25 protein-coding genes and 1 pseudogene are annotated in these 25963 nt (G+C 34.8%); 15 read left to right on the top strand and 11 right to left on the bottom strand.

All coding sequences use genetic code 11. The annotated features are described in order from the left end of the window. Positions 1-8 precede the first annotated feature (8 nt). From fdxA to LU301_RS07305, 4 genes and pseudogenes are all read left to right on the top strand, one after another. Positions 9-332 (top strand): ferredoxin FdxA, encoded by a 324-nt coding sequence (fdxA, locus tag LU301_RS07320; RefSeq protein ID WP_305269206.1) that lies wholly within the window; start codon positions 9-11, stop codon positions 330-332. Between the two features lie 44 nt (positions 333-376). Continuing rightward, positions 377-878, top strand: a pseudogene (locus LU301_RS07315) (pseudouridine synthase); the annotation flags it as partial. A gap of 141 nt (positions 879-1019) precedes the next feature. Then, complete coding sequence (locus tag LU301_RS07310; protein WP_305269203.1) at positions 1020-1349, top strand: YqfO family protein; 330 nt, start codon at positions 1020-1022, stop codon at positions 1347-1349. A gap of 9 nt (positions 1350-1358) precedes the next feature. Further along, positions 1359-1871, top strand: coding sequence for a hypothetical protein (locus tag LU301_RS07305; protein WP_305269200.1), 513 nt, complete (start codon positions 1359-1361; stop codon positions 1869-1871). 66 nt (positions 1872-1937) lie between these two features. Here the strand turns inward: LU301_RS07305 and LU301_RS07300 are convergent, their stop codons facing one another. Together LU301_RS07300 and LU301_RS07295 are read right to left on the bottom strand one after the other, a co-directional pair. Beyond that, a complete protein-coding gene (locus LU301_RS07300) occupies positions 1938-2564 on the bottom strand; it encodes a hypothetical protein (RefSeq protein WP_305269196.1) in 627 nt (208 codons plus the stop codon). A 9-nt stretch (positions 2565-2573) separates the two neighbouring features. Continuing rightward, on the bottom strand, positions 2574-3326 hold the full coding sequence (locus tag LU301_RS07295; RefSeq protein WP_305269193.1) for a hypothetical protein: 753 nt from the start codon (positions 3324-3326) through the stop codon (positions 2574-2576). Between the two features lie 201 nt (positions 3327-3527). Between LU301_RS07295 and sppA the strand changes: the two genes are divergently transcribed. From sppA to LU301_RS07275, 4 genes are all read left to right on the top strand, one after another. Then, positions 3528-4556, top strand: a complete 1029-nt coding sequence (sppA, locus tag LU301_RS07290; RefSeq protein ID WP_305269190.1) for a signal peptide peptidase SppA — start codon at positions 3528-3530, stop codon at positions 4554-4556. A gap of 109 nt (positions 4557-4665) precedes the next feature. Continuing rightward, positions 4666-5916 (top strand): lipoprotein-releasing ABC transporter permease subunit, encoded by a 1251-nt coding sequence (locus tag LU301_RS07285; protein ID WP_305269187.1) that lies wholly within the window; start codon positions 4666-4668, stop codon positions 5914-5916. Next, positions 5909-6592, top strand: a complete 684-nt coding sequence (gene lolD / locus LU301_RS07280; protein WP_305269185.1) for a lipoprotein-releasing ABC transporter ATP-binding protein LolD — start codon at positions 5909-5911, stop codon at positions 6590-6592. Before LU301_RS07285 ends, lolD begins: the two co-directional genes overlap by 8 nt. A 3-nt stretch (positions 6593-6595) precedes the next feature. Beyond that, on the top strand, positions 6596-9208 hold the full coding sequence (locus LU301_RS07275; RefSeq protein WP_305269183.1) for a DNA internalization-related competence protein ComEC/Rec2: 2613 nt from the start codon (positions 6596-6598) through the stop codon (positions 9206-9208). A 4-nt stretch (positions 9209-9212) separates the two neighbouring features. Here LU301_RS07275 and LU301_RS07270 read toward each other — a convergent pair whose 3' ends face one another. The 3 genes from LU301_RS07270 to LU301_RS07260 form a co-directional block, all read right to left on the bottom strand. After that, complete coding sequence (locus LU301_RS07270; RefSeq protein ID WP_305269182.1) at positions 9213-9701, bottom strand: regulatory protein RecX; 489 nt, start codon at positions 9699-9701, stop codon at positions 9213-9215. Between the two features lie 189 nt (positions 9702-9890). Beyond that, positions 9891-10997, bottom strand: coding sequence for a recombinase RecA (recA, locus tag LU301_RS07265; RefSeq protein ID WP_305269181.1), 1107 nt, complete (start codon positions 10995-10997; stop codon positions 9891-9893). Positions 10998-11096: 99 nt separating this feature from the next. Then, on the bottom strand, positions 11097-11636 hold the full coding sequence (locus LU301_RS07260) for an FxsA family protein (protein WP_305269180.1): 540 nt from the start codon (positions 11634-11636) through the stop codon (positions 11097-11099). 152 nt (positions 11637-11788) lie between these two features. Between LU301_RS07260 and ruvC the strand changes: the two genes are divergently transcribed. From ruvC to trhO, 6 genes are all read left to right on the top strand, one after another. Beyond that, positions 11789-12331 carry a crossover junction endodeoxyribonuclease RuvC gene (gene ruvC, locus LU301_RS07255; RefSeq protein ID WP_305269178.1) on the top strand — a complete coding sequence of 181 codons (543 nt, stop codon included), beginning with the start codon at positions 11789-11791 and terminating at the stop codon, positions 12329-12331. 24 nt (positions 12332-12355) lie between these two features. Then, complete coding sequence (locus LU301_RS07250; RefSeq protein WP_305269175.1) at positions 12356-13615, top strand: exonuclease SbcCD subunit D; 1260 nt, start codon at positions 12356-12358, stop codon at positions 13613-13615. After that, a complete protein-coding gene (locus LU301_RS07245; protein WP_305269172.1) occupies positions 13602-14192 on the top strand; it encodes a 5-formyltetrahydrofolate cyclo-ligase in 591 nt (196 codons plus the stop codon). Before LU301_RS07250 ends, LU301_RS07245 begins: the two co-directional genes overlap by 14 nt. 150 nt (positions 14193-14342) lie before the next feature. Further along, positions 14343-14993 (top strand): 23S rRNA (uridine(2552)-2'-O)-methyltransferase RlmE, encoded by a 651-nt coding sequence (rlmE, locus tag LU301_RS07240; protein ID WP_305269169.1) that lies wholly within the window; start codon positions 14343-14345, stop codon positions 14991-14993. 150 nt (positions 14994-15143) lie between these two features. Next, on the top strand, positions 15144-17033 hold the full coding sequence (gene ftsH, locus LU301_RS07235) for an ATP-dependent zinc metalloprotease FtsH (RefSeq protein WP_305269167.1): 1890 nt from the start codon (positions 15144-15146) through the stop codon (positions 17031-17033). A gap of 120 nt (positions 17034-17153) precedes the next feature. After that, positions 17154-18062, top strand: a complete 909-nt coding sequence (gene trhO, locus LU301_RS07230) for an oxygen-dependent tRNA uridine(34) hydroxylase TrhO (RefSeq protein ID WP_305269164.1) — start codon at positions 17154-17156, stop codon at positions 18060-18062. Positions 18063-18121: 59 nt separating this feature from the next. Here trhO and LU301_RS07225 read toward each other — a convergent pair whose 3' ends face one another. The 4 genes from LU301_RS07225 to LU301_RS07210 all read right to left on the bottom strand — a co-directional run bounded on the left by LU301_RS07225 (position 18122) and on the right by LU301_RS07210 (position 23183). Continuing rightward, on the bottom strand, positions 18122-19033 hold the full coding sequence (locus tag LU301_RS07225; RefSeq protein ID WP_305274017.1) for an ABUW_2363 family tetratricopeptide repeat lipoprotein: 912 nt from the start codon (positions 19031-19033) through the stop codon (positions 18122-18124). Between the two features lie 203 nt (positions 19034-19236). Next, the gene (gene infC / locus LU301_RS07220; protein ID WP_305274015.1) at positions 19237-19788 is read right to left on the bottom strand and encodes a translation initiation factor IF-3; all 552 of its coding nucleotides are present in this window, start codon (positions 19786-19788) and stop codon (positions 19237-19239) included. A 5-nt stretch (positions 19789-19793) separates the two neighbouring features. Further along, on the bottom strand, positions 19794-21716 hold the full coding sequence (gene thrS / locus LU301_RS07215) for a threonine--tRNA ligase (protein ID WP_305269162.1): 1923 nt from the start codon (positions 21714-21716) through the stop codon (positions 19794-19796). A gap of 108 nt (positions 21717-21824) precedes the next feature. Next, on the bottom strand, positions 21825-23183 hold the full coding sequence (locus tag LU301_RS07210; RefSeq protein WP_305269159.1) for a putative bifunctional diguanylate cyclase/phosphodiesterase: 1359 nt from the start codon (positions 23181-23183) through the stop codon (positions 21825-21827). A 448-nt stretch (positions 23184-23631) separates the two neighbouring features. Between LU301_RS07210 and rimI the strand changes: the two genes are divergently transcribed. Beyond that, complete coding sequence (gene rimI / locus LU301_RS07205; protein ID WP_305269154.1) at positions 23632-24096, top strand: ribosomal protein S18-alanine N-acetyltransferase; 465 nt, start codon at positions 23632-23634, stop codon at positions 24094-24096. A gap of 51 nt (positions 24097-24147) precedes the next feature. On the opposite strand, the gene LU301_RS07200 is transcribed toward rimI, so the two are convergent. Continuing rightward, a complete protein-coding gene (locus LU301_RS07200; protein ID WP_305269151.1) occupies positions 24148-24912 on the bottom strand; it encodes a ferredoxin--NADP reductase in 765 nt (254 codons plus the stop codon). Between the two features lie 3 nt (positions 24913-24915). Then, positions 24916-25941: a beta-N-acetylhexosaminidase gene (nagZ, locus tag LU301_RS07195; RefSeq protein ID WP_305269148.1), complete on the bottom strand. Its 1026-nt coding sequence runs from the start codon at positions 25939-25941 to the stop codon at positions 24916-24918. Between the last annotated feature and the right edge of the window lie 22 nt (positions 25942-25963).

The raw sequence follows: 25963 nt of genomic DNA, 5'->3' as shown, positions 1-25963 counted from the left end.
CGTGTGCTATGACTTTTGTTGTTACAGAAAATTGTATTAAATGTAAATATCAAGATTGTGTTGAAGTCTGTCCTGTTGATTGTTTCTATGAAGGTCCTAACTTTTTAGTGATTAATCCTGATGAATGTATTGATTGTGCATTGTGCGAGCCTGAATGTCCAGCAAATGCCATTTTTTCTGAAGATGAACTACCTGAAGGGCAAGAAGTCTTTATTGAACTCAATGCTGAATTAGCACAAATCTGGCCGAATATTACGCAAATTGGCGACCAACCAGAAGACCGTGAAGAATGGAACGGTAAGACAGATAAATTACAATATCTTGAGCGTTAATCGTGTAAAATAGCATTAAATTTATTTTAATGCTATTTTTTATTATGAAACTAGTTGCTCTGAATAAACCTTTTAATGTACTTTCACAATTCCGTACTGATGGTGTACATCAAACTTTAGCGAATTATATTGATGATAAAGATTTACGTATCATTGGACGTTTAGACCTTGATTCAGAAGGTTTATTATTATTCACTGATGATGGTCGTCTGAATCAACATATTACACATCCTAAATATAAACAATGGAAAACCTATATCGTACAAGTAGATGGGCAAGTTACTGATGAAGCGGTACAACAATTAGAACAAGGCGTACTGTTGAATGATGGACGTACATTACCTGCTCAAGTGCGTATCATTGAACAACCAGATTGGTTGTGGCAACGTGAACCACCTGTACGTTTTCGTAAAAATATCCCAACATCTTGGTTAGAAATTAAAATTTGTGAAGGACGTAATCGTCAAGTTCGCCGTATGACAGCAAGTGTGGGATTTCCGACCTTGCGTTTAATTCGTACACAAATTGGTTCAATTCATTTGTTAGATTTAGCGGTGGACGTAGGACAAAGTGTTGCGTTAAATGTCGAAGATTATGTAGAATTAAAAGCAATGGGATTGATGGATAAAAAATCATTGACTCAACGTACATCAACCCAGCCACAACGTAGAATGAGAGCAAAATCTGATGTTAAAACTGGTGTATTACGTTCCCGAAAGTCATTTAGAAAGCACTAAACAAGCTATTTTTCAAGCGGGTGCAGGACAGTTTAGTCAAAAAGGACAATTGACTTATACCCAATGTGCATGGCAAGTAAAAGGAGTCGGACAATTTATGCCAATGTTAGGCAGTAACCCATTTTTAGGTACATCGAATCAATTAGAACAAGTTGAAGAATGGCGTGTTGAAGTGATTGTTGCTCAAGATGTGGCTGGTCAGGTAAAAAATGCTTTATTGGACAGCCACCCTTATGAAGAAGTGGCTTATGAATTTTATACAATTTTAATGATTGATTGAGTAAATAAAATGTATTTAAATCCACAATTGGTCTGTAATAGTGATTATGCTTTACGTTTGCGTGAAATAGAATTAGAGATGTTTGTACAACATTTGCATTGGCAAAGTTTAGAAGTTAAGCAAACTGTAGAAAAAATACGTTTACCCATTGCTTTTTTGGATATGTTATTAGCAAAGCAACGGGTGCAAAAAGTTTTGTATTTAGTGAGTGTATCGAGTGCTAAATCGGAAGTTGCACAAAGTTTAGCCTTACATACAAATTGGCAAGTGGTTGATATATTAGATAAAAATATTCAAGATGTGAATGAGATTCAACAGCACGTTATATTAAGTTCGTTGATTGAATTTATTGATATTTTTGCTCAAGCAGCTACAGCAGAACAATTTTTAGCTCAGTTTGATTTAGTTGTGGTGGAACATTCAGATTTAAAAATTTATGAATTGGTACAATATCGTTTAAAATATGTTTATCGTAAGCCTGTTTTTGAGCTCATTTATAAACCGCAAGTGTTGCATTTATAATCAAGCATTATCATCAAAAAGTCTTATTTTTAGGAATATAAATAAGACTTTTTAAAGATAATCAATTTATCGAGCTCGAGTTAGGACTGAATAAGCACGATAAGCAATGGTAAATAAAATTAAGAAAATTGCTAAGAATTTCAGGTAACTGGTAAAAGAATGACTAGAGCCTTGACCTTGCCAAACTTGTAATTCGACTGAACTCACTTTAATATTATTACGCTCACTAAGCTCCCAAGCACTGTGGTAATAGTAATTTTTCGGGTCTTTTGCATTGCCTGAAAATGGGTCAGAACTTAAAACAAGTGTTATGTTTTCATTCATTTTCGCTTTTGTTGTAGGGTGGTCAAAAATGGTTGGTGAATATCCAGAACTCGTTTCTTTTTCAGTACCGCCAAATAAACGAACTTTTACTTCGCCATCATTAATCGCTGTACCTCGAATTACCGTTACAAAACGATAAGGATTTTTCTTTGCATCTAGTTCATAAGAAATCCCCATTTTAGGACGATTTTTAATGTCAGGTTTAGGCATAGCAGTTTGATTAATTTGCTCAACTTCTGCTTGAGTTGCTTGTATAGAAGCAATTTTGACCTGCCCATATTCACCTACTTTGGGCTCATGTTGTTTGCTACTACACCCTGTTAAAATGAGACCTAAGCTTAATAGTGTAGGAATGTAAAATTTTTGCATTTGTTGCCCTTAATAAATTAAATTAGGATGCTGAGATGCATTATAATAATGACCAAAATAACCAAAAAGATAAATTCGTCTTAATTCTGGATTAGGCTCGGATTGAATCTTTTGGATAATAGCAATCATTGCATCACAATTTTGGCGTGTTTGTTCACCGTGTAAATGATGACCTGTACTTTGTTGAATATAATCTGCAAGTTGTTGCATTTTTTCAAGGTGGTCATGTCGATGATAATCAAAATATTCACGATTATCTTGATTTTTCAATGCTTTTTCAAACACACGATTCATTTTATCTTGTGTTCTGTCTGTCAAAATTGAGCGTAATTGTTGTGCATCAATGGTTTCTTGTTTTAGAATCGCACATTGATTTGCACGTCTAATATCACGCAATTGCGAAATATAAGCTTCTAACCATTCAAACATAATTTCGCCACTTACATTAAAAGGTTGATTACCATTTCCCCAGATATTCCAAAATGTTTCAAAATAAATTTTCTGAATATCATATTGAACATTTTTTTGATATTCACTTGGATTTAAGCCATGTCCTGCATTATTTTTAAGCTCTTCATATTTTTGTGGTGAGCCTTGCTGAATGGCTTTAACCAATTGATATTCATGTAATAACTGTAAACGCTGTTCTATAGGCGATGATTGAGCGCTATCATTAGTATTAGAGTTAGATGGGCGACTAAAATAATTGATACACATAAATGCCAACATTACACCAATCACAAGTGCAATCATATTTTTCATGTGGAAATTTCCTAAACTTTTTATTTATTATAAACATAAAGTCTATAAAAATAAAATATTTATGCAAAATAATGGATATTTTATGTTTGCCATCACGCATTTTATGCAAAATAACACGAAAATTTACGCTATTTTGATGATTATGGCGAGGTTTTAAGTATATAATATACGCCATTTAAATAAAACAAATTGGGTAATGATATGTCAGATTGGCCACCAAAACCACAGCAAACACCTGAACCAGCTCCACAAAAAAATAGTCAAGCTCCCATAGGTAAAGAATGGCAATTATTGGAAAAAGCCGTTTTAGCCTCCACGCAAGAACAAGCTCGAGCAAGACGTTGGAGTATTTTCTTTAAAATTCTGACTTTTATTTATATTTTTGTTGTACTTGCGATGATGACTAAAAGTTGTTCAGTTGAAGATGGAGCAATGAATAAAGTTACAGGTGAGCATTTGGCAGTGGTGGATATTATTGGTACCATTGATGCTAATAGCCCTAAAGGGGTGAATAGTGCTGATACAAATGAAGCATTGCAACAGGCATTTAAATCATCACATAGTAAAGCGGTGGTATTGAATATTAATTCACCCGGTGGTTCTCCTGTTCAATCTGATGAAATTTATCAACAAATTCGTGATTTAAAACAAAAATATAGCAATAAAAAAGTATATGCTGTGATTGGTGATACAGGTGCATCTGGGGCATATTATATTGCGGCAGCAGCTGATGAAATTTGGGTAAATCCATCAAGTATTGTTGGTTCGATTGGTGTGATTATGCCGAATTATGGTGTTGATGGTTTATTGCAAAAATGGGGTATTAGAGACCGTACGATGACTGCAGGTGAAAATAAAGCAATTTTGAGTATGACTAAACCGATTGATGAGAAACAACGTCAGCATATTCAAAGTTTGTTGAATAATGTACATCAACATTTTATTAATGCAGTGAAACAAGGTCGTGGTGATCGCTTAAAAGATAACCCAGAGATTTTTTCAGGTTTGTTTTGGACAGGCGAACAGGCGATTGCTTTAGGTGTTGCGGATAAAGCAGGTGGTATGCAACAATTGAAACAAGAGTTAAAAGTTGAGCATATGGTCAATTATACAGTGAAACGTAATGAATTACAGCAATTATTAGGTGGTTTGGGCGTTGTATTTGGACAGGGTTTAAGTTCAGGTATGGCTCAACAAATGCAATCACAACAAGATGTACAATTAAAATAAATGATTAAACGCTATTGATTTGATGTAAGGGTGTAACATTTGCCCATATCAATAAACATCATAACAATAGCGTTTTATTGTTATTATTCCATATCATAGGCATGAATTTATGTTTAAACCGATTTCTCTTTATATAGGTCTGCGATATACCAAAGCAAAACGTAATAATCACTTTATTTCGTTTATTGCGTTAGTTTCCATGATTGGTTTAACACTGGGTGTAGCAGTATTGATTACTGTACTTTCTGTGATGAATGGGTTTGACCGTGAATTAAAAAATCGTGTACTAGGTATGGTGCCACAAGCGATGGTGGCTTCTAATCAAATTATGACCGATTGGACAACAACTGCAAAAGAGTTAGAGCAAAAGCAACATGTACAAGGCGTTGCTCCTTTTATTCAATTACAAGGTATGTTAGCGGCTTACGGGCAAGTTGCTCCAATTCTCGTTACAGGTATTGACCCTGAATATGAAAAAAATGTATCAATTGTACATGACTATATGTTTGCAGGTAAGGTTGAAAATTTACAATCAGGCGAATATGGCATTGTGATTGGTAAGCAAATGGCGGATAATTTAGGTTTAGGGCTGAATGATAATGTAACGCTGGTTTTACCTGAAGCAACGCCATCACCTGCAGGAGTTGTGCCACGTTTTAAACGTTTTAAAATTGTGGGGATTTTTAATGTTGGTGCGGAAGTTGATGCGATGATGGGCTATATTGCATTAAATGATGCGGCAACATTATTACGCTTACCCGATGGGGCACAAGGGATTCGTTTAAAACTTGATGATATTTTTCTTGCTCCACGTGTTTCACAGCAAATGGTACAAGAGCTAAACCAAGATGGTGGACGTTATTATTATGCGTCTGATTGGACACAAACACACGGTAATTTATTTAATGCGATTCAAATGGAAAAAACCTTAGTCGGTTTATTATTGTGTTTGATTGTATTAGTGGCAGCATTTAATATTGTTTCATCATTAGTCATGGTTGTTACTGATAAAAAATCAGATATTGCGATTTTGCGTACCTTAGGAGCTTCACCAAGTACCATTACTCGTATTTTTATGGTACAAGGTACTGTGATTGGTGTGATTGGGACAGTTGCAGGGGCGATTTTAGGGACGATTCTAGCTTTAAGCATTAGTGATATTGTTGGTTTTGTGATAGGCGTTTTAGGAGCTGATGGTTTGATGGATGCTTATTTTATTCAATATTTACCATCGTATTTACGTTGGCAAGATGTTGCTGTGATTGTAAGTGTATCATTAATTTTAAGTTTTTTAGCAACGATTTATCCAGCACGCCGTGCAGCAAAAATCCAACCTGCGGAAGCATTACGTTATGAATAATTCAACAGTTATTTTAGAAGCAAAACATATTTTTAAACAATTTAATGATGGTAAAAATAAAGTTGAAGTGATTAAAGATTTATCATTAACGGTAAATGCAGGGGAATTTGTATCCATTATTGGAGCAAGTGGCTCTGGTAAAAGTACATTATTGCACATTTTAGGTGGTTTGGATTTACCTAGTCAGGGTGAAGTCTATCTCAATGGTCAGCGTTTAGACCGTTTAAATGAAACACAACGTGGCGAATTACGCAATCGCAATTTAGGTTTTGTTTATCAATTTCATCATTTATTACCAGAATTTACTGCTTTAGAAAATGTAGCCATGCCGTTAATGTTGCGTGCAGATGCTGATTTTAAAATAGCCAAACAGCGTGCGGAATATTTACTTGAGCGGGTTGGTTTAGCTCATCGTATGACTCATAAATCAGGTGAGCTTTCAGGAGGAGAACGTCAGCGTGTGGCATTAGCTCGTGCTTTGGTGGCAGAGCCAAAAGTGGTATTGGCAGATGAACCGACAGGGAATTTAGACCGCAAAACGGCTTTGGAAATTTTTGACTTACTTAATGAATTAAAACAAGAATTTAGCATGGCAATGTTGATTGTTACTCATGATGAAATGTTAGCTAATTCTGCTGACCGTATTTTAAAAATGCAAGATGGACGTTGGTTATAAGCGATGTATAAAGGAATATTGATTGCATGGATTGCAGGTATTGCTTGTATGGGAATGGTCAGTCCAATACAGGTAAATATTTTTGTTTATGGTATTTTAATTGCCTTAATGGTGTTTATTTATTGGGGCATTAAACAGCAGATTTATCGTTCGATATTACTAATGTTATGTGCCATGCCTATGGTGTTTAATTTGGGGTATTATTATGCCAATCATCAATTAACACAACGTTTAGCTTACCAAGAAAAAAATGTTCAAGATGGCGAACTCATTGTTTATATTGATAATATTAATCAACTGACCAATAGTGCTATTTTACAAAAAGCGGAAGTATTAAGTGGCTATCAAATACAGAAAAAGGATTTATTGCAACCGATTTACTGGCTGTTACGCACACCATTACATCAAACACAACATCATCCCTTATTAAAAGATTATCGTGATGAACAAGATGATACATCAGTATCTCATCAAGCTGATGATACATCATCGACATCATTTTCTATGAAAAAATCTTCTAATAAACAAAATCCTAAAAAAATTGAAACCTTAAAATTAGGTCAATATTATCGTTTAACAGGACAAATTCGCCCTAATCATGGTTATGCCAATGCAGGCTCATTTGATAGTGAAAAATGGCTGGTGCAACAAAATGTTATGGCGGGTTTTAAAATTAAAACAGTTGAATTACTTTCACAAGATGATGTGATTAAACTTGGTTTTGCTAAACATATTAAACAACAGCAAGCATGGACTAAACGTATCGCATTATCCATTGAGCAAATGAGATTAGATATTCGTGAATTTATTATTTCAAAGCCATTAAACCATAAGGGATTACTATTAGCACTATTAACAGGCGACCGCAGTTTATTGACCGATGAAGTGGAACAGCAATTTCAGCAATTAGGTATTAGTCATTTATTAGCTATTTCAGGACCGCACGTTTTGATTTTAGCGTTAATGCTCACATGGTTAATTAATCGTGTGATTATTCGTTATCGTGTAAATCTGTATTTAAATATCGCTCGTCCTTATGTGTTATGTATTCCATTTTTAACTACGGTTTTATTTTATACTGCTTTTGTTGGTTTTGAAATTCCTGCTTTACGGACTTTATTGGTTAGTAGCGTCATTGTGGTTTTACTGTTATTACATCGTCAATTAAATGCGTTTAGTATTTTGCTAATAAGTGTGAGTTTATTGCTATTGATTGATCCTTTTAGTATTTTATCAGCATCATTTTGGTTAAGTTTTGGGGCATCATTTATTTTATTGCGAGTTTATCAAACCATTAATGTGGATAAAATCCCTCACAGCGAACAAGAGTTAGCACAACAAACATGGTGGGATAAAAGTAAAATTGCGATATGGGCTTTATTTAGTTCACAATGGAAAATTTTTATTGCACTTTTTCCATTAGTGATGATATTTTTCCAAAAAGTATCATGGTTTTCGCCTGTGGTTAATTTAATTGCCATTCCGATTTTAGGTTTAGTAATTGTTCCACTCAATATGATTGCAGGGTTATTGTATTTTATTTATGCAGATTTTGCTTATATTGTGTGGTGGATGGTTGATTTATTATTGAGCTTATTTTTATGGATTTTAAATGGTTTACAAACCTTATTATCAATCGAGTTAATGTCAATTGCGATGCAACCTGCGATGATTATGATGTTAATCATTGCACTTGTTTTATTGTTTTTGCCTAAAAATGTATTGCCTAAATCATGGATTGCTGTGTGTTTTATTGCCGTATTATTATTACAATGGCAAAGACCACATTTTGAATTGCATGTGTTAGATGTTGGGCAGGGGCAATCGATTTTTGTCAAAACAGGGCAGCACAATACACTGATTGATACAGGAGGTTATTATGATGAAGACCGCTTTAGTATTGGGCAAAATGTGGTTGTACCATTTTTATTACGACAAGGGGTAAAACGTCTTGATGATGTGATTTTATCACACTTAGATAATGACCATAGTGGGGCATTGCCGTATATTGTACGTGATATTCAGGTTAATAATATTATCAGCAATGAAAATTTACAAGGTACAGATTATATGGCGATGGTTGAAGCAGAAGCTAAAAGAAATATTCGTCATGAATTGTGTCAAGCAGGGCAACATTGGACACCGACCGTGGAGAGTATGTTTCGTATTTATTCACCTTTTGGTGATGTGCCACAACAGCAAATTGTTAAAAATCGTAATGAATATTCTTGTGTGATACATTTAGAAATATTTGATAAGGCAGGAAAATATAGTAATTTTTTGATTATGGGTGATGCAGGTCATCAAACAGAAAAAGAATTGATGAGACTCTATCCTGATTTAAAAGTAGATGTGTTGATTTTAGGACATCATGGTAGCCGTCATAGTACATCGGCAGAATTTTTAGATTTTTATCGTCCTAAACTTGCAATTGCATCTGCGGGTTATGCCAACCGTTATAAACATCCACATCGTGAAGTGGTAGAACTATTGGCACAGCGTAATATTCCATTACTCAATACGAGTGAGCAAGGGACGATTAGTTTTAAATTGGTTGATGGACAAATGCAACTGGAATCTTATCGTGATGGGTATCGTTGGTTAAAGAAAAAATAGTTGGTTATTCATCTTCATCAGCTTGGTGTTGAATAGCTTTAAAAATAACGTCCATACTAAATCCACGATATTGTAAAAAGCGGATTTGTTTGGCTTTAAGTTTTGGGTCTTTAGTAATTGCAGTACCAAATTTTTTGACTTTTAATTCATAAGCTTGTTGAAACCAGTCAATATTTTTTAAATCATCAGCGATTAAATCAACATCTAAACCTTTATGTTCTAGTGCTTGTTTAACACGATGTATACCTTTGCCTTTGCGTATTTGGCTAGATAACATGGCTTGAGCCATACGCTCATCACTTTGATAATTTGATGTGGCAAATTCTTCAACTAATTCAAGTACTTCTTGTGGATTAATTGCATATAAATTGAGTTTTTCAATCAGTTCAACTTTGGAATATTCTCGCCGTGTGAGTAGGGCAAAAGCATAGGAGCGTAATCTTGCCCCTGTTAATGTCTTTTTTATTTCTTCAGCGCGTTTTTGATAAAACATAGGATTATCTGATATTATAATTCAATTAAAAAATGAACAGTAGGGGCAAATTATATTAGCCTAAGCAATTGATTTTACAGAAGGTTTATGTAATAAACCCCTACATTTGTTGCATTGTTCCGATATAAATCAACTATAAAATGAAAACGCCATAGCAATGATGATATGGCGTTTACGATGGATTTAGATTTAAAATTCATCTTCAGGGATAAAATCATCACCGTCCAATAATAATTCATCTTGTGAAGAATCTGTTGATTCATCAGCATTATCATCTTTTTTCTTATCTTTAGCAGTCGGTGGTGCAACTTGGCTTAATGCGATTTGACGTGCTTGTTGTTCAATAGTTTGGAAAATTTCAGGATTTTCTTCAAAGAAACGATATACATTATTTTTGCCTTGACCAATCTTTGAGCCGTTATATGAATACCACGCACCAGATTTTTTCACAATGTCATAATCTGTCGCAATATCAAGCACTTCACCCATGTAATTAATGCCTTTTCCATATAAAATTTGGAATTGAGCTTCTTTAAATGGAGGAGCCATTTTGTTTTTAACGACTTTCACTTTAGTTTCGTTACCGATTATTTCATCACTGTCTTTGACTTGACCTGTACGGCGAATATCTAAACGTACTGACGCATAGAATTTAAGTGCATTACCACCTGTTGTAGTTTCAGGGCTACCAAACATCACACCAATTTTCATACGGATTTGGTTAATAAACACCACCATACAATTTGAACGTTTTGCATTACCTGTAATTTTACGCAAAGCTTGGCTCATCAAACGTGCGTGTAAGCCCATGTGAGAGTCCCCCATTTCGCCTTCAATTTCAGCTTTAGGGGTTAATGCTGCCACGGAGTCTACTACAATTAAATCAACTGCACCAGAACGCACCAACATATCGGCAATTTCTAAGGCTTGTTCGCCATTATCAGGTTGTGAAACCAATAGATTATCAATATCAACACCTAATTTGCGTGCGTATTGTGGGTCTAATGCATGTTCAGCATCAATAAAGGCACAAGTACCACCTTGTTTTTGATATTGTGCAATAATTTGTAATGTGAGTGTCGTTTTACCAGAGCTTTCAGGTCCAAAAATCTCAATAATACGACCTTTAGGTAAACCACCAATCCCTAAGGCAATATCTAATGATAATGAACCTGTAGAAACTGATTCAACAGGTTGTACCGTATTATCACCTAAACGCATGATGGTATTTTTACCAAAATTTTTCTCAATCTGTGCAAGTGCTGCATTGAGTGCTTTTGATTTATTTTCGTCCACTGTTTAAACCTCAAAATGTATCATAAAACCTTTATATACTCGCAGAATTTTATCTGCTTGTAAAATGTTTTTTGGTTAGAAAAATGTAGTTGAATAAGCTTACTTTTTAGGTGCATCAATTTTAGGACGATTAGGCGTTACTTCACGAGCTTCGCCATCAATAATAGTACTATCGCCACCAAATTGTCCCTGCTGGCGTTGCATTTGTTGCATTATATCAGCAAAAGGATTTTGTCCATTCATACCACCCATACCCATATTATTCATCATCTCTTGCATCATTTTTTGCTGGCGTTTTGCCATAGCAGTCATGACTGCATTTTTAACAATTTTATGCGTAAATGGTAATAAAATTAGCACTGCAAATACATCACTGATTAAACCAGGAATTGCCAATAATAAGCCACTAATTGCCATTAATAAACGTTTACCAATCACACCTTCAAAATTAGCTTGACCTGTCATTTGCATTTGTTGTAGAGCAGGCATAATGGTGCGTATGCTGGACATCATTAGCATTAAGCCTAAAATAAATGCCAACACAAACCAAAAAAATACATACCAACCGCTTACAAATTGGGCAACAATAATCCATACAATAATTTCGATGATTGCACCAAAAACAAATAACAACAGCATAAAAAAATTCCTATTAAATGGGGTTAATCTTATGATTAAACTTAGTGTACAATATTTAAGGTAATATGTGCTAAGTTTTTAATGTCTGTTATGCAATAATAAGGGCATTTTTTAGTTTTTAAAGTAATTTTTTAAGTGATAGATGTAGCAAAATGTCAATTATTATTGGTATCGACCCTGGTTCACGTTTAACAGGCTATGGATTGATTGAAAAGAATGGACAAACATTACGTTTTATTGATGCAGGTACGATTCGCACTGAAACGCAAGATATGCCAGAGCGTTTAAAACGTATTTATGCAGGTATTGAGCGAGTAGTTAAATTTTATCAGCCAACACAATCGGCAATAGAGCAAGTGTTTATGGCACAAAACCCCGATTCAGCTTTAAAATTGGGGCAAGCTCGTGGAGCAGCTATTTCTGCTTTGGTTAATGCTGATTTACCTGTAGCTGAATATACTGCACGTCAAATTAAGCAATCGGTTGTCGGATATGGTGCGGCTGATAAACAACAAGTACAAATGATGGTCATGAAAATTTTAAATCTTGAAATTTGTCCACAAGTTGATGCTGCCGATGCTTTAGCTACAGCGATTTGCCATGCTCATGCGACAGGAAGTTTAACACGGTTACAGGTGTTAAATGAATTATCAGGTATGGCTCGTGGACGTGGGCGTTATAATCGCAGACGTTAATTATCACATTATTAGGATACTTATATGAGTGTACGTTTTATTCATACTGCTGATTGGCATTTAGGACAATTATTTCATCAACATAGTCGTTATAAAGAACATACATATTTTTTACAACAATTATTAGATTATATTGAGCATTATCAACCGCATGCTTTATTAATTGCAGGTGATATTTTTGATGTGATTAATCCACCATCACAAGCACAAAAACAATTGTATCAATTTCTGTATGATGCCCATCAACGTGCAAAACATATGCAAATTTTAATGATTGCAGGCAATCATGATTCTGGTTATCGTATTGAGCAGGTTAATCCATTATTAGATAAATATCATGCCAAAGCGGTTGGTGTTATTCAATGGTTAAATCAAAATGATGATGAGCAGTTAGATTTTGAACATTTAATCATTCCAATTTATGATGAATATCAAGCGATTATTGCATGGTGTGTGGCATTGCCATTTTTAAGAAGTGCTGAAATTACAGGGCATAAATTGACTGATAGCGACCCAATGATTGCAAGTGAAAAGCTTTATCAAATTTTGTTGCAAGAAGTTCAAAGACGTTGTGAACAACATCAAGTGATTATTATGATGACTCATGCACATCTACAAGGTGGAGTAGAATCACCTGATTCGGAACGTCCCATTATTATTGGTTATCAAGAAGCATTATCAATACAGCATTTTATTGAGCAAGTAGATTATGTTGCTTTAGGGCATCTGCATAAAGCACAAAAAGTGCAATATGATTATATCCGTTATAGTGGTTCACCAATTCCACTCTCTTTTAGTGAAATGAACTATCATCATCAGGTAATGTTTGTTGAATTTGATGAAAGCAAAAACATGAATTTAACAGTATTACCAATTCAAAAACAGGTAGAATTATATACTTTAACTGGCGATATTGAACATTTATTTGAGCAAATTGCACAGCTTGAGCAGGGCGAAATTGATGATGTAGATTTACGCCATTTTTTAAATATCGAATATGAAAGTCAGGATATTGCACCGCCTGATTTACGTCAAAAAATTGAGCAAGCCTTACCTAAAAATCGTTATCGCTTGGTACGACTGGCACGAAAAATAAAATCTCAAGTAACATCATCACTACAAGCAGAACAGAAAATCAACATTGAACCCCCAACGCCATTACAATTATTTCAAATGATTTGGCAAAAAAATTATCAAGATTTATCACATTTTGATGAACAAGTTATGCGTGATTTTCAATATTTAGAAGGTTTAGCATTAGAGCAAGACAATGAACAAGGATGAGCTTAAACAGTTGCGTAAAAGCATACGCCAACAACGCCGAGCTTTAACTATTTTTCAACAAAGGCAAGCAGAGCAAGCGATATTAACTTATAGTTATCATCATAAGAAGCTAAAATCAGCTCAACATATAGGATTATATTTACATGATTTTGGTGAGATTTTTACTCGAAAATTGATTGAATATTGTTTTTCACAACAAAAAAGTGTGTATTTGCCACAAGTATGTGAGATGAATCAACGTTTGGTTTGGGTACCGATTTCACGTCATCAATATCGTCATCAGCGTTTTGTGAGACATCGTTTAAAAATGTTAGAGGCAAAAGTGAGTCGTGGGCATTCGATTAAAAAATTAGATGTGGTTTTTATGCCTTTATTAGCTTGTGACCGTGTGGGTATGCGTTTAGGTATGGGCGGTGGATTTTATGATAGAACCTTAGCCAATGTACCATATCGACTGTATCGTATTGGTTTAGCTCATGATTTTCAATATTTACGGTATCTTTTACCTGCACAAAAATGGGATGAAGGCATAGATGAATTGTGGACTCCATCAACATTATATCGGTTTAAACGTTGAAATATTGAGTTTTATCGAAATAATATATTTTATTAAACAAATAAACCATTTGATTTTTATCAATAATTAGGTATATTCAATATACAAAACCGATAAAATCAGGTAGAATAATAGTGTTTTTATATCAATGTAATTGAAATTGAGTTAAATATGGCGACACGCATAACCAATCAAAAACTATCCAAAAGTAGTCGTGCTTGGATGCGAGAGCATTTAGATGATCCTTTTGTTAAGCAAGCTCATAAAGATGGCTATCGTGCTAGAGCTGCATATAAGCTATTAGAAATTCAAGAAAAATATAAAATTATTAAACCGAATATGACGGTGGTTGATTTAGGGGCAGCACCGGGAAGTTGGTCGCAAATTGCAGGTAAATTGGTTGGCGATAAAGGTTTAGTGATTGCGTCAGACATCTTAGCTATGGATGCTCTGCCTGATGTTACTTTTTTACAAGGCGATTTCCGTGAACAAGCTGTATTTGATGAATTATTAAATATTTTAGATGGTCGCCAAGTCGATGTGGTCATTTCTGATATGGCACCAAATACATCAGGTAACCGTGCGGTTGATCAGCCACGACAAATTTATTTATGTGAATTAGCTTTAGATTTTGCACAAAAAGTCCTGCATAAAAATGGACAATTTGTAGTAAAGGTATTTCAGGGCGATGGTTTTGATGAATTTCGCAAACAAGTTTTAGATAGTTTTGATGTACTGAAAACGGCAAAACCTGCAGCTTCTCGAGCACGTTCAAAAGAAGTATTTTTGATTGGGCAAGGGCGAAATAAAGCATTCAAATAGATAAAAATATCTATTTATTTGAGTAAAATGTGTAAAAAATTACACAAATACTACTTTAAATTTACATCATTATCCCCCATATTAGGGAGATAGTTTTAATACGATATATGTAATGTATATCTTCCTTACATCAACACAGGAAATAGAGTTTTGAATAATAGTCTATTCAAGAGTGCCATTATTTATTTAGTCATTATTGGTATTCTTGTACTGATTTTTAGTTCTGTTGGTAACAACAAACAGCCACAAACCATGAATTATTCTGAATTTGTGGCAGCTGTTAATGCTGGTGAAATCAAGAAAGTTACTATTGATGGCGAATTGATTACTGGCGAAAAAAATAATGGCTCATCGTTTGAAAGTATCCGTCCTGCGGTACAAGATACGACTTTGATGCCAAACTTAATCAGTAAAAATGTCGTAGTTGAAGGTGCTGCACCAGAGCGTCAAGGCATTTTTATGCAACTTTTGGTTGCAAGTTTCCCAATTTTGCTTATCATCGCATTATTCATGTTCTTTATGCGTAATATGGGTGGTGGTGCTGGTGGTAAAGGTGGACCAATGAGCTTTGGCAAATCCAAAGCAAAAATGCTCACCGAAGACCAAATTAAAGTTACTTTTGCCGATGTTGCAGGTTGTGATGAAGCAAAACATGAAGTGGTTGAAGTTGTTGATTTCTTAAAAGATCCAGCAAAATTTAAGCGTTTAGGAGCAAGTATTCCTAAAGGTGTTTTGATGGTTGGTCCACCGGGAACGGGGAAAACTTTATTAGCTAAAGCAATCGCAGGTGAAGCAAAAGTACCATTCTTTAGTATTTCAGGTTCTGATTTCGTTGAAATGTTCGTGGGTGTAGGGGCATCTCGTGTGCGTGATATGTTTGAACAAGCAAAACGCCATGCACCATGTATCCTATTTATCGATGAGATTGATGCTGTTGGTCGTCAGCGTGGTTCTGGTACTGGTGGTGGAAATGATGAACGTGAACAAACTTTAAACCAAATGCTCGTTGAGATGGATGGTTTTGAAGGGAGTGAGGGTATTATTGTAATTGCAGCGACTAACCGTGCTGATGTATTAGATAAAGCTTTACTTCGTCCGGGACGTTTTGACCGTCAAGTTATGGTAGGTTTGCCAGATATTCGTGGTCGTGAGCAAATTTTAAATGTACATTTGAAAAAATTACCATCGATTACTGGTGTTGATGTGCAAGTATTAGCTCGTGGTACACCGGGATTTAGTGGTGCTCAATTAGCAAATCTTGTTAATGAAGCTGCATTATTTGCTGCTCGCCGTAATAAAAATACGGTTGATATGCATGATTTTGAAGATGCAAAAGATAAAATTTATATGGGTCCTGAACGTAAATCAATGGTATTACGTGAGGAAGAACGCCGTGCAACAGCTTATCATGAAGCAGGTCATGCCATTGTTGCAGAATTGCTTGAAGGTACTGACCCTGTACATAAAGTAACAATTATGCCTCGTGGTTGGGCATTAGGTGTAACATGGCAGTTGCCAGAACAAGATAATGTCAGTATGTATAAAACCAAAATGTTGAATGATATTTCCATTTTATTTGGTGGTCGTATTGCTGAAGAAATCTTTATCAATCAACAATCAACAGGTGCATCAAACGATTTTGAACGTGCAACGAAAATGGCACGTGCGATGGTTACAAAATATGGTATGTCTGATTCAATGGGCGTAATGGTCTATGAAGATGATGATAATCCGTATGGTAGTTTAGGTCGTCCAATTTCTGAAGCAACTCAACAAAAGGTTGATGCAGAAATCCGCCGTATTTTAGATACGCAGTATAAAGTTGCATGGGACATTTTAGAAAATAACCAAGACATTGCACATGAAATGGTAAAAGCTTTGATGGAATGGGAAACGATTGACCGTGAGCAAGTAGTTGATATTATGAATCGCCGTCCACCACAACCACCAAAAGTGTATGTACCAGAAAATCCAGTGGCAGAGCATTTAGATCTTACAGCTCAAGATCCAAATTCTCCACCACCATTACCTGCAACTTAAAGATGTAAGTGTGTTGATGTAAATAAGCCGATTACTGAAAAGTAATCGGTTTTTTATGACAAATACTGAAAAACATATTAAAATAACATTTTAATTTATTTTATGTAGAGAGTATATACGATGACAACAAAACAGCTTGCACCTGTTGATGCTATGCCATCTGTTTGGATTTTAGCAGCTTTATATCAATTTAAACAAGTAGATAATCCTGCTGATTTAAAACAACGTTTATTAGAGTTAGTGAATAGCATAAATTTATGTGGTACGCTCATTGTGGCTGATGAAGGTATTAATGGCACGGTTGCAGGTGATCGTCATGCAATTGACTGTATTAAACAATTTTTATACGACGAAGGTTTTCATGATTTAGAATATAAAGAATCAACTAGCCAAGAAAAGCCTTTTGGTAAAATGAAGATTAAACTTAAAAAAGAAATTGTTACTTTAGGCGTGGATGTTAAGCCACGAGATTTAGTAGGGCATTATCTTAATCCACAACAATGGAATGAGTTATTAAGCCAAGATGATGTAATTGTGATTGATACACGCAATGACTATGAATATAAAATTGGTACTTTTAAAGGGGCGATTGACCCACAAACTGAAACTTTCCGTGAATTTCCAGATTATGTTGAACGTGAATTAGCACAATATAAAGATAAGAAAATTGCCATGTTCTGTACAGGTGGCATTCGCTGTGAAAAATCAACATCATTGTTATTGCAAGAAGGATTTAAGGAAGTGTACCATTTAAAAGGTGGTATTTTAAAATATTTGGAAGAGATTCCTGAAGAGCAGAGTTTATGGCAAGGTGAATGTTTTGTTTTCGATGAACGTAATGCTGTAACACATGGTTTAAAGCAAGGACAAACGACACGCTGTTATGCTTGTGGTTGGGCTTTATTACCAGAAGATACTCAGTTAGATAGCTATGAAGTCGGTGTATCTTGTGTGCATTGTATTGACAAAACGACTGAGGAGCAAAAAGATAGATTCCGTATGCGTCAAAACCAACGCAGTACAGTGTAAAAAATATCTATGATTTGAAATTACAGGCTATCTAAAATCAGATAGCCTGTAATTTACCATTATTTCTTATTAACTTGCCAAACGTTCCAACGCTGACCTGCTTCAATTTCTTGAATTAAGCGGTCAGCAACATTGGCTTCAGTTGGATATTTAAGTTTATATTGCTTTAAAGTATTGATTGCATTTTTCTTATGTTCCATACCTAAATAAGCATTTACAGTAGCTAAATAGGCTTCTTGTACATTAGCTTTCATCGCTTTATCTAAATAAGGTAAAGCTTCACGTTGAGCACCGCCTTCAGCTAAAGAAAAACCAAACCAAAGATTAAACTCACCATCATTTGCATTCATTTTAGCTAGACGCTGTGCATAACTTAATGATTTAGTTGTATAAATTTGACCCAAATCAAGATTGCGTGCCATTACATTAGCTTTAAATGCTCTTAATAATATATCAAAAGATGCATCAGGTAATACAGCATATTGGTCTAATTCAGTAATAATTTTTTTCAATTTTTGTGAATAGCCGTAGCGTTCATTTTTGCTATGGAATTGAGCTGGATAATGACGTGCTTTACCTTCAAGTAAATTTATAAAATCATCAATTTCGGTAACATCTAATTCGCCTTCATCAGGTAAAACAGCAAAACGTGTTGCACGTTGTGTTTGTTGAGTTAAAGGAATAATGAGCTTATTTTTATCATAGAGAACTACTGAACCATCAGCTTGCGTAATTTGATAGGCTTGTACAGGACTATTTTTAGCTTGTTGTAAAGCAAGTTCGAATACAGGCGGTTGGTCATATTGAAATGGGTTTAGTGCATAAAATGGTGCAGAAATCACAGGTTCTTCAAAAACCGTAGCTTGTGGTGCTTGTACAACGGGTGTGTTTGTTTTGGTTTTTTCAGGTGTGGTTAAACATGCGGTTAAACCTACAGTTAAGCCAATAATACTGAGTGTTTTTAAGTTCATTTTCATATATTTGCATATCATCAAAAGGTTAATATCACATAGATTTTAAAATATCATAGGTTGAGATACAAGCTAAGTGTGTGATAGATTTTGTTGTAATGTTGTTTATAGTCAGTTTATAAATGCTAATTATACATAATACCCCAAAAATAAACGATTTACTTTTGGGGTATTATTGATAAAAATATAGGTGCTGACTTATATTACTTTTTCTTTTTAGGTCCAAGTAACATACCCATTTGGCGACCTTCTAATTTAGGTGCTTGTTCCACTACCGCAAATTCAGCAGTATCTGCTTCAATTTTTTGTAATTGAGCAAGACCTAAGTCTTGGTGAGCCATTTCACGTCCACGGAAACGTAAAGTAATTTTTACTTTATCGCCATCTTCTAGGAAACGTAAAATTGCACGCAATTTGACATTATAATCACCGACATCAGTACCAGGACGTAATTTAATTTCCTTAATTTGCACTTGATGTTGCTTTTTCTTAGCATCTTTTTGCTTTTGTTTTAAGTCAAATAGATGCTTGTTATAATCCATGATTTTACATACTGGTGGTTGAGCATTGCTAACAATCTCAACTAAATCAAGATCAGCTTCTTCAGCCAATTTTAGGGCTTCAGCTATTGCGACAACCCCTTTTTTCTCACCAGTTTCATCAATCAATAGCACTTCTTTAGCGCGAATTTCACCATTTAATGCAGGACGATTACTTTTAGCCCCTTGCTGTTGGTTACGATCAGACGGTTTAATGTTTATTACTCCACTATATAGCGACCACGTTCCGCAATCGCAGATTTCACTAAGTCAATAAATGCTTCTACTGACATAGTCCCTAAGTTTTTACCTGTGCGAGTACGCACATTGACTGTACCTTCTTCTACTTCTCGGTCTCCCAAAACTAGAAGATAAGGAATACGTTCTAAAGTTCTTTCACGAATTTTAAAGCCAATTTTTTCATTACGCAAGTCAGTGATGGCACGTAAACCATGAGCTTTAAATTGCTCTACCACTTTTTGACACGCATCAGCTTGAGCATCGGTAATATTCATTACACAAATTTGTGTTGGTGATAACCAAGGTGGCATAAAGCCTGCATAATGCTCAATTAAAATTCCAATAAAGCGTTCAAAGCTACCCAAAATTGCACGGTGCAACATGACTGGTTGAGCACGACCATTATCTTCAGTTACAAATGATGCTTCTAAACGTTCTGGCAAATTGAAATCGCATTGGATTGTACCACATTGCCATACTCGACCCAAACAATCTTTCAATGAAAATTCAATTTTCGGCCCGTAGAATGCACCTTCACCTGGTTGTAATTCCCACTCTAAACCTGCATTATCCAACGCATCAGCAAGAGATTTTTCTGCTACATCCCACAATTCATCACTACCTACACGTTTTTCAGGGCGTGTAGAAAGTTTCATTTGTACTTCTTCAAAGCCAAAATCTTTATAAACATCTAAAGTTAGTTTGATAAAATCAGCTACTTCTTGACCAATTTGCTCTGTTGTACAGAAAATATGAGCATCATCTTGCGTAAAGCCACGCACACGCATAATACCATGCAATGAACCAGATGGCTCATTACGATGACATGAACCAAATTCAGCCAAACGAATTGGTAAATCACGATACGATTTTAAACCTTGATTAAAAATTTGTACATGGCAAGGGCAGTTCATTGGTTTGACTGCATAATCACGGCTTTCTGAGTTAGTTGTGAACATATAATCTGAATAATTTGCCCAATGTCCAGATTTTTCCCATAAAGCTCTGTCCACGATTTGTGGAGTTTTTACTTCTTGATAGCCATTATCTTTTTGTACTTGACGCATATATTGTTCAAGTACTTGATACATCGTCCAACCATTAGCGTGCCAAAACACCATTCCCGGTGCTTCTTCTTGCATATGGAATAAATCTAAGGCTTTACCAATTTTACGATGGTCTCGCTTTTCAGCCTCTTCAATACGTTTGATATAGGCAGCAAGTTGTTTTTTATCCGCCCAAGCCGTACCATAAATACGTTGTAATTGCTCATTTTTTGCATCACCACGCCAGTACGCACCAGAAATTTTAGTTAATTTAAATGATTTTAAGAATTTAGTGTTTGGAACGTGAGGTCCACGACACATATCAATATATTCTTGATGATAATATAAGCCCATTGCAGTTTCATCAGGCATGTCATCAATTAAACGTAATTTATATTCTTCACCACGCTCTTGGAATATTTTAATAACTTCATCTCGTGGTGTCATTTTTTTGATGACATCATAGTCTTGGTCGATGAGTTCCATCATACGCTGTTCAATTTTTGCCATATCTTCCAAAGTAAATGGGCGTGGCATATGAATATCGTAATAGAAACCTTCTTCAATTACAGGACCAATCACCATTTTGGCTTCTGGAAACATTTGTTTTACGGCATGACCTACTAAATGTGCACAAGAATGGCGAATAATTTCTACACCTTCTTCGTCTTTTGGCGTGATAATTTGAACGGTAGCATCTTCGGTGATTAAATCACACGCATCAACAAGTTTACCATTGACACGACCTGCCACGGTACTTTTAGCTAAACCTGCTCCAATACTTTGAGCAAGCTCCATCACGGAAATTGGTTGTTCAAACTGTTTTTGGTCGCCATTCGGCAAAGTAATAATCGGCATAAAAAATCCTTAAGGAGTGATGCACCCTACATTAGTGCATATCACCGCAAGATAAAAATTAAAAAATATACCTGTCTATTCTAACATGACATGATATATTTAACTAGACTATTCTGCTGTTTTTTTGAAAGTTTGTTCCAATTTATCGATAGGCATAGGTTTGGCTAAAAAGAAACCCTGTGCTTTTGGGCAATTGAATTGTTTTAAAATATCTAATTGAACTTGGTTTTCTACACCTTCTACAGTAGCAATTAAATCGAGTTGTTGTGCCAAATCAATCATATGTTTTAAGATGATACGATTTTTTTCAATATATTCAATATTATGAATAAATTGGCGGTCAATTTTTAGTTCATCAATACATAACTCTTTTAAATACATAAAATTGGAATAGCCAACACCAAAATCATCAATTGAGATTTTTACGCCTAATTGCTGTAATTTTCTACATTTTTTTTGGCTCAGTTGTAAGTTTTTCATTGCTGTAGATTCTGTAATTTCAAACATTAGATCATGTTTCTGTAACTGATAACGTTGAATAAATAATTCTGTATAGTGAAGTAGTTTTTTTTGTTCAAATACCAAACCTGAAATATTAATTGAAATAGGAAGTAAGTGTTCTAAACCTTGTTGTCGCCATAGTTGTACTTGACGGCAACTCTCTTCAAGCACCCAATAGGTCATAGGAATGATATTACCTGTTTTTTCAGCGATATTGATAAAATCCTTAGGGTATAGTAAACCATGTTGTGGATGTTGCCAGCGTAATAATGCCTCAATACCACTAATATGTAAGGTTGATACATCAAATTTTGCTTGATAATGTAACACTAATTGTTGATTTTGATGTGCTGTATATAAATCATTTAAAATTTGCTGATTGAGATGTTCTATATCATAACATAATTGTGGGTTATAAAGATGATAGTTATTACGCCCTTGCTTTTTAGCTTGACTCATAGCAGTGTCAGCATGAATTAATAATTCTTGTAATGTTTTGCCGTGTTGTGGAGAAATTGCAATACCAATACTACAGGTAATATAAATATTTTTATCTTCAATCTTAAAGGGACGACTTAAAGCCTTAATGATTTTTTCAGCCCATTGTTCAGTGTGTTGAGTATGATGGTCTTCAATCACAAATAATAATTCATCACCTGCGATACGAAATAATAGTGTTTTTTCTTGCATTAATGTATTTAAACGCTGTGCAATTAAGTTTAATAAAATATCAGCTTGTTGATGTCCAAATACATTATTAATTAATTTAAATCGATCTAAATTAATATGTAAAAAAGCGATATTTTTTTTAGGAGCTTGTTTGTATAAATATTGATTTAGGTATTGTCGATTTGGTAGTTGTGTTAAATGGTCATGCATGGTCATAAAATCATACATATCTTGATTAACACTTTGATGGGTATAACGATAATAGAGTATGGAAAGATGAATAATCAATAAACTCATCAATGCGATGAAATCAATACGAGTTGGTGCTTTGTATAAAAGATGAACAGTTTGTAGTATAATTAATATAGTAATGGTATAAATTACAAATCGATGTCGGATAAAGTCTACTTTTTGAGTAAATAACCACTGTAGTAATATGATGATGGCAAATACTACACAGGCGGATACGGTGGCATAATAAAGTAGATAGAAGAACATAAAAGGGTGTCTACATTGGATTTTTATAACTATTATAACTATTATAACTATTATAACTATTATAACATAACTATTTTATTTTTAAAATATTTTAGCAAAATATTTAAAGTATTTTTTTTGTAAATTTAAGAGAGATTAAATGTTGTTTTTTACAGTTTATTCTATGATAGGTAACAAAGTGAATATTTCATCAGTAGGGAAAATTTGCTATGATAGCATTTGTTCTAATGATGAATTTGAGTGAAATATGTACAATATTCGTACGATGACTACAGCTGACATAGAAGCAGTTTATGCGATTGAACAGCAGGTACAATCACATCCGTGGAGCTTCAATCAGTTTAAAGATGCTCAACAAAGTTATGTGTGTACCATACTTGAATATCAGCACCATGTGATTGGTTTTTGTATTTTACAAATGGTACTTGATGAAGCAAGTTTATTATTAATGGCAATAAAACCACAGTTTCAGGGTCAAGGGTTGGGCTATCAATTATTAACAGAATCTTTACAACGTTTAAATCCACAACCTGTACAAATTTTTTTAGAAGTACGAGAAAGTAATCATTCAGCAATTAAATTATATGAAAAAGTGGGTTTTCATCAAATTGATATGCGTAAAAATTATTATCCTCATGCAGAGCAAGGGAGAGAACACGCAATTATTATGGTTAAATCACAAGTGGAAAGTTTCCAAGATTTATTTAAGTGATTGATTTTCAATTATTAAGTAAGGTGCGTTATACGCACCATCTATGTTGTTTTACCAATAATTTTCTACCGCAATATTACCTTCACCACGTCGATTCATGGTTAAGCCTTTCTGTTTTAGGCTTTCTTTGGTATCTTCCACCATTTGTGGATTACCGCAGAGCATGACATGGCTTTTTTCTACATTAAAATTTAATTGAGCGTGTTGTTCTAATTGTCCATTTTCAATTAAGAGAGGTAAACGTTGTTTTAAGCCTGCAAAATGCTCATCACGGGTAACAATAGGAATAAATTGAAAACCTGTATGTCCTTCGCCAAATGTTTCTGCAAGTTGTTGAATTTTATCAATATAAGCAAGTTCATTAGCATGGCGTACGCTATAGACCAAACGGATATTTTGATAATTTTTCCATGCTTCAAAATCTTGTAACATAGAAATAAATGGGGCTATTCCTGTACCCGTGGCTAATAACCATAAATCTTGTGGTAAAGGTTTTTGATAGCGAGCTAAAGTTAAAAAGCCATAGGGAACACGCTCTAAATAAACATCATCATTTATTTTAAGATGTTGTAAATTAGAGGTAAATGCACCATCAGGTACGACAATTGATAAAAACTCTAAAATTTCATCAAACGGTGATGAAACGATAGAATAAGCACGTACTACCAATTCACCATCGACTAAAATGCCTAAACGTGCAAATTGTCCTGCGGTAAATTTAAAATGTGCAGGACGTGTTAGGGTAAAACTAAACAGTGTATCGGTGTATTTATGTACAGATAAGACTTTTTCTATGCTGAATTTTTCATTTATCATGATTTATACCATGTCAATAAATTGATGGATATTGTGTTGTACTACTTTCCATTCATCGCCTAAATCAAATTGGCTTGCAATGTTAATTTCTGGAATTTGACCACGCATTTTTTCTAAACGTGCTTGCTTTGGCATGGAAATATTAGCTTGTTGTAAACCTTGTAAAGCAATGATAGCTGATGGGCGGTCATTACACACTAAGCCCATATCACAACCTGCATTTAATGCGGCGAGAATACGAGCATCGGCATTACCTGCAACACAAGCGGCTTGCATACTTAAATCATCAGAAAATAATACACCATCAAAATTTAAGCGTTTACGCAAAACTTCTTGTATCCAAAATGAAGAAAAACCTGCAGGATTTTCATCAACTTGTGGATAAATGACATGAGCAGGCATGAGTGCATCAAGTTGTGGCATCAGTTGGATAAAACTTTGCATATCTTTAGCAAAAATTTCGTCATAACAGCGGTCATCAACCGCAGGTACATGATGGGTATCAGCCTTAACAGAACCATGTCCAGGGAAATGTTTGCCTGTAGTTGCCATACCTGCACTGTGCATACCACGCATAAATGCACCTGCTAAAATGATAATATCATCAGGATTATCTGCAAAAGCACGGTCGCCAATTACATCACTAATATCATTAATATCAAGTACAGGAGCAAAACTAAAATCAATACCGACAGCAAGTACTTCCGTTGCCATTAACCAGCCAGATTGTTCAGCTAAATCAATCGCTTGTTGTGGTTGTTGCTGGTATAATTCGCCTAAACGCCCCATTGCAGGTAAACGGCTAAAGCCTTGACGTAAACGTTGTACACGCCCACCTTCTTGATCGACAGCAATCAAAATTTCTGGTCGAATTTGGCGAATATGGTCAGTCAATGCACGCACTTGTTGTGGTGATTCTATATTGCGTGAAAATAAAATTAATCCACCAACATGAGATGCTTTTAATAATTCAATATCTTCACTTGAAAGTGTTGTACCTTGAATATCAAGCATAAGTGAGCCAATCATGTTATTGTTCTCGTGATTGTAA

This window comes from Moraxella sp. ZY210820 (assembly GCF_030674635.1).
Taxonomy (GTDB): Bacteria; Pseudomonadota; Gammaproteobacteria; order Pseudomonadales; family Moraxellaceae; genus Acinetobacter.
The sequence above is the reverse complement of the archived record's forward strand: the minus strand, read 5'-3'. Positions and strand labels throughout refer to the sequence as shown.

Coding starts and splice junctions, on each gene's coding strand:
- lolD (WP_305269185.1), top strand. CDS start 5,909: ATGAATAATTCAACAGTTATTTTAGAAGCAAAACATATTTTTAAACAA.
- LU301_RS07270 (WP_305269182.1), bottom strand. CDS start 9,701: ATGTTTTATCAAAAACGCGCTGAAGAAATAAAAAAGACATTAACAGGG.
- rlmE (WP_305269169.1), top strand. CDS start 14,343: ATGGCGACACGCATAACCAATCAAAAACTATCCAAAAGTAGTCGTGCT.
- LU301_RS07305 (WP_305269200.1), top strand. CDS start 1,359: ATGTATTTAAATCCACAATTGGTCTGTAATAGTGATTATGCTTTACGT.
- nagZ (WP_305269148.1), bottom strand. CDS start 25,941: ATGATTGGCTCACTTATGCTTGATATTCAAGGTACAACACTTTCAAGT.
- LU301_RS07260 (WP_305269180.1), bottom strand. CDS start 11,636: ATGCTGTTGTTATTTGTTTTTGGTGCAATCATCGAAATTATTGTATGG.
- LU301_RS07200 (WP_305269151.1), bottom strand. CDS start 24,912: ATGATAAATGAAAAATTCAGCATAGAAAAAGTCTTATCTGTACATAAA.
- LU301_RS07295 (WP_305269193.1), bottom strand. CDS start 3,326: ATGAAAAATATGATTGCACTTGTGATTGGTGTAATGTTGGCATTTATG.
- LU301_RS07285 (WP_305269187.1), top strand. CDS start 4,666: ATGTTTAAACCGATTTCTCTTTATATAGGTCTGCGATATACCAAAGCA.
- LU301_RS07300 (WP_305269196.1), bottom strand. CDS start 2,564: ATGCAAAAATTTTACATTCCTACACTATTAAGCTTAGGTCTCATTTTA.
- LU301_RS07210 (WP_305269159.1), bottom strand. CDS start 23,183: ATGAGTTTATTGATTATTCATCTTTCCATACTCTATTATCGTTATACC.
- thrS (WP_305269162.1), bottom strand. CDS start 21,716: ATGCCGATTATTACTTTGCCGAATGGCGACCAAAAACAGTTTGAACAA.
- LU301_RS07250 (WP_305269175.1), top strand. CDS start 12,356: ATGAGTGTACGTTTTATTCATACTGCTGATTGGCATTTAGGACAATTA.
- trhO (WP_305269164.1), top strand. CDS start 17,154: ATGACAACAAAACAGCTTGCACCTGTTGATGCTATGCCATCTGTTTGG.
- sppA (WP_305269190.1), top strand. CDS start 3,528: ATGTCAGATTGGCCACCAAAACCACAGCAAACACCTGAACCAGCTCCA.
- ruvC (WP_305269178.1), top strand. CDS start 11,789: ATGTCAATTATTATTGGTATCGACCCTGGTTCACGTTTAACAGGCTAT.
- fdxA (WP_305269206.1), top strand. CDS start 9: ATGACTTTTGTTGTTACAGAAAATTGTATTAAATGTAAATATCAAGAT.
- rimI (WP_305269154.1), top strand. CDS start 23,632: ATGTACAATATTCGTACGATGACTACAGCTGACATAGAAGCAGTTTAT.
- LU301_RS07275 (WP_305269183.1), top strand. CDS start 6,596: ATGTATAAAGGAATATTGATTGCATGGATTGCAGGTATTGCTTGTATG.
- LU301_RS07310 (WP_305269203.1), top strand. CDS start 1,020: ATGTTAAAACTGGTGTATTACGTTCCCGAAAGTCATTTAGAAAGCACT.
- LU301_RS07245 (WP_305269172.1), top strand. CDS start 13,602: ATGAACAAGGATGAGCTTAAACAGTTGCGTAAAAGCATACGCCAACAA.
- LU301_RS07225 (WP_305274017.1), bottom strand. CDS start 19,033: ATGAACTTAAAAACACTCAGTATTATTGGCTTAACTGTAGGTTTAACC.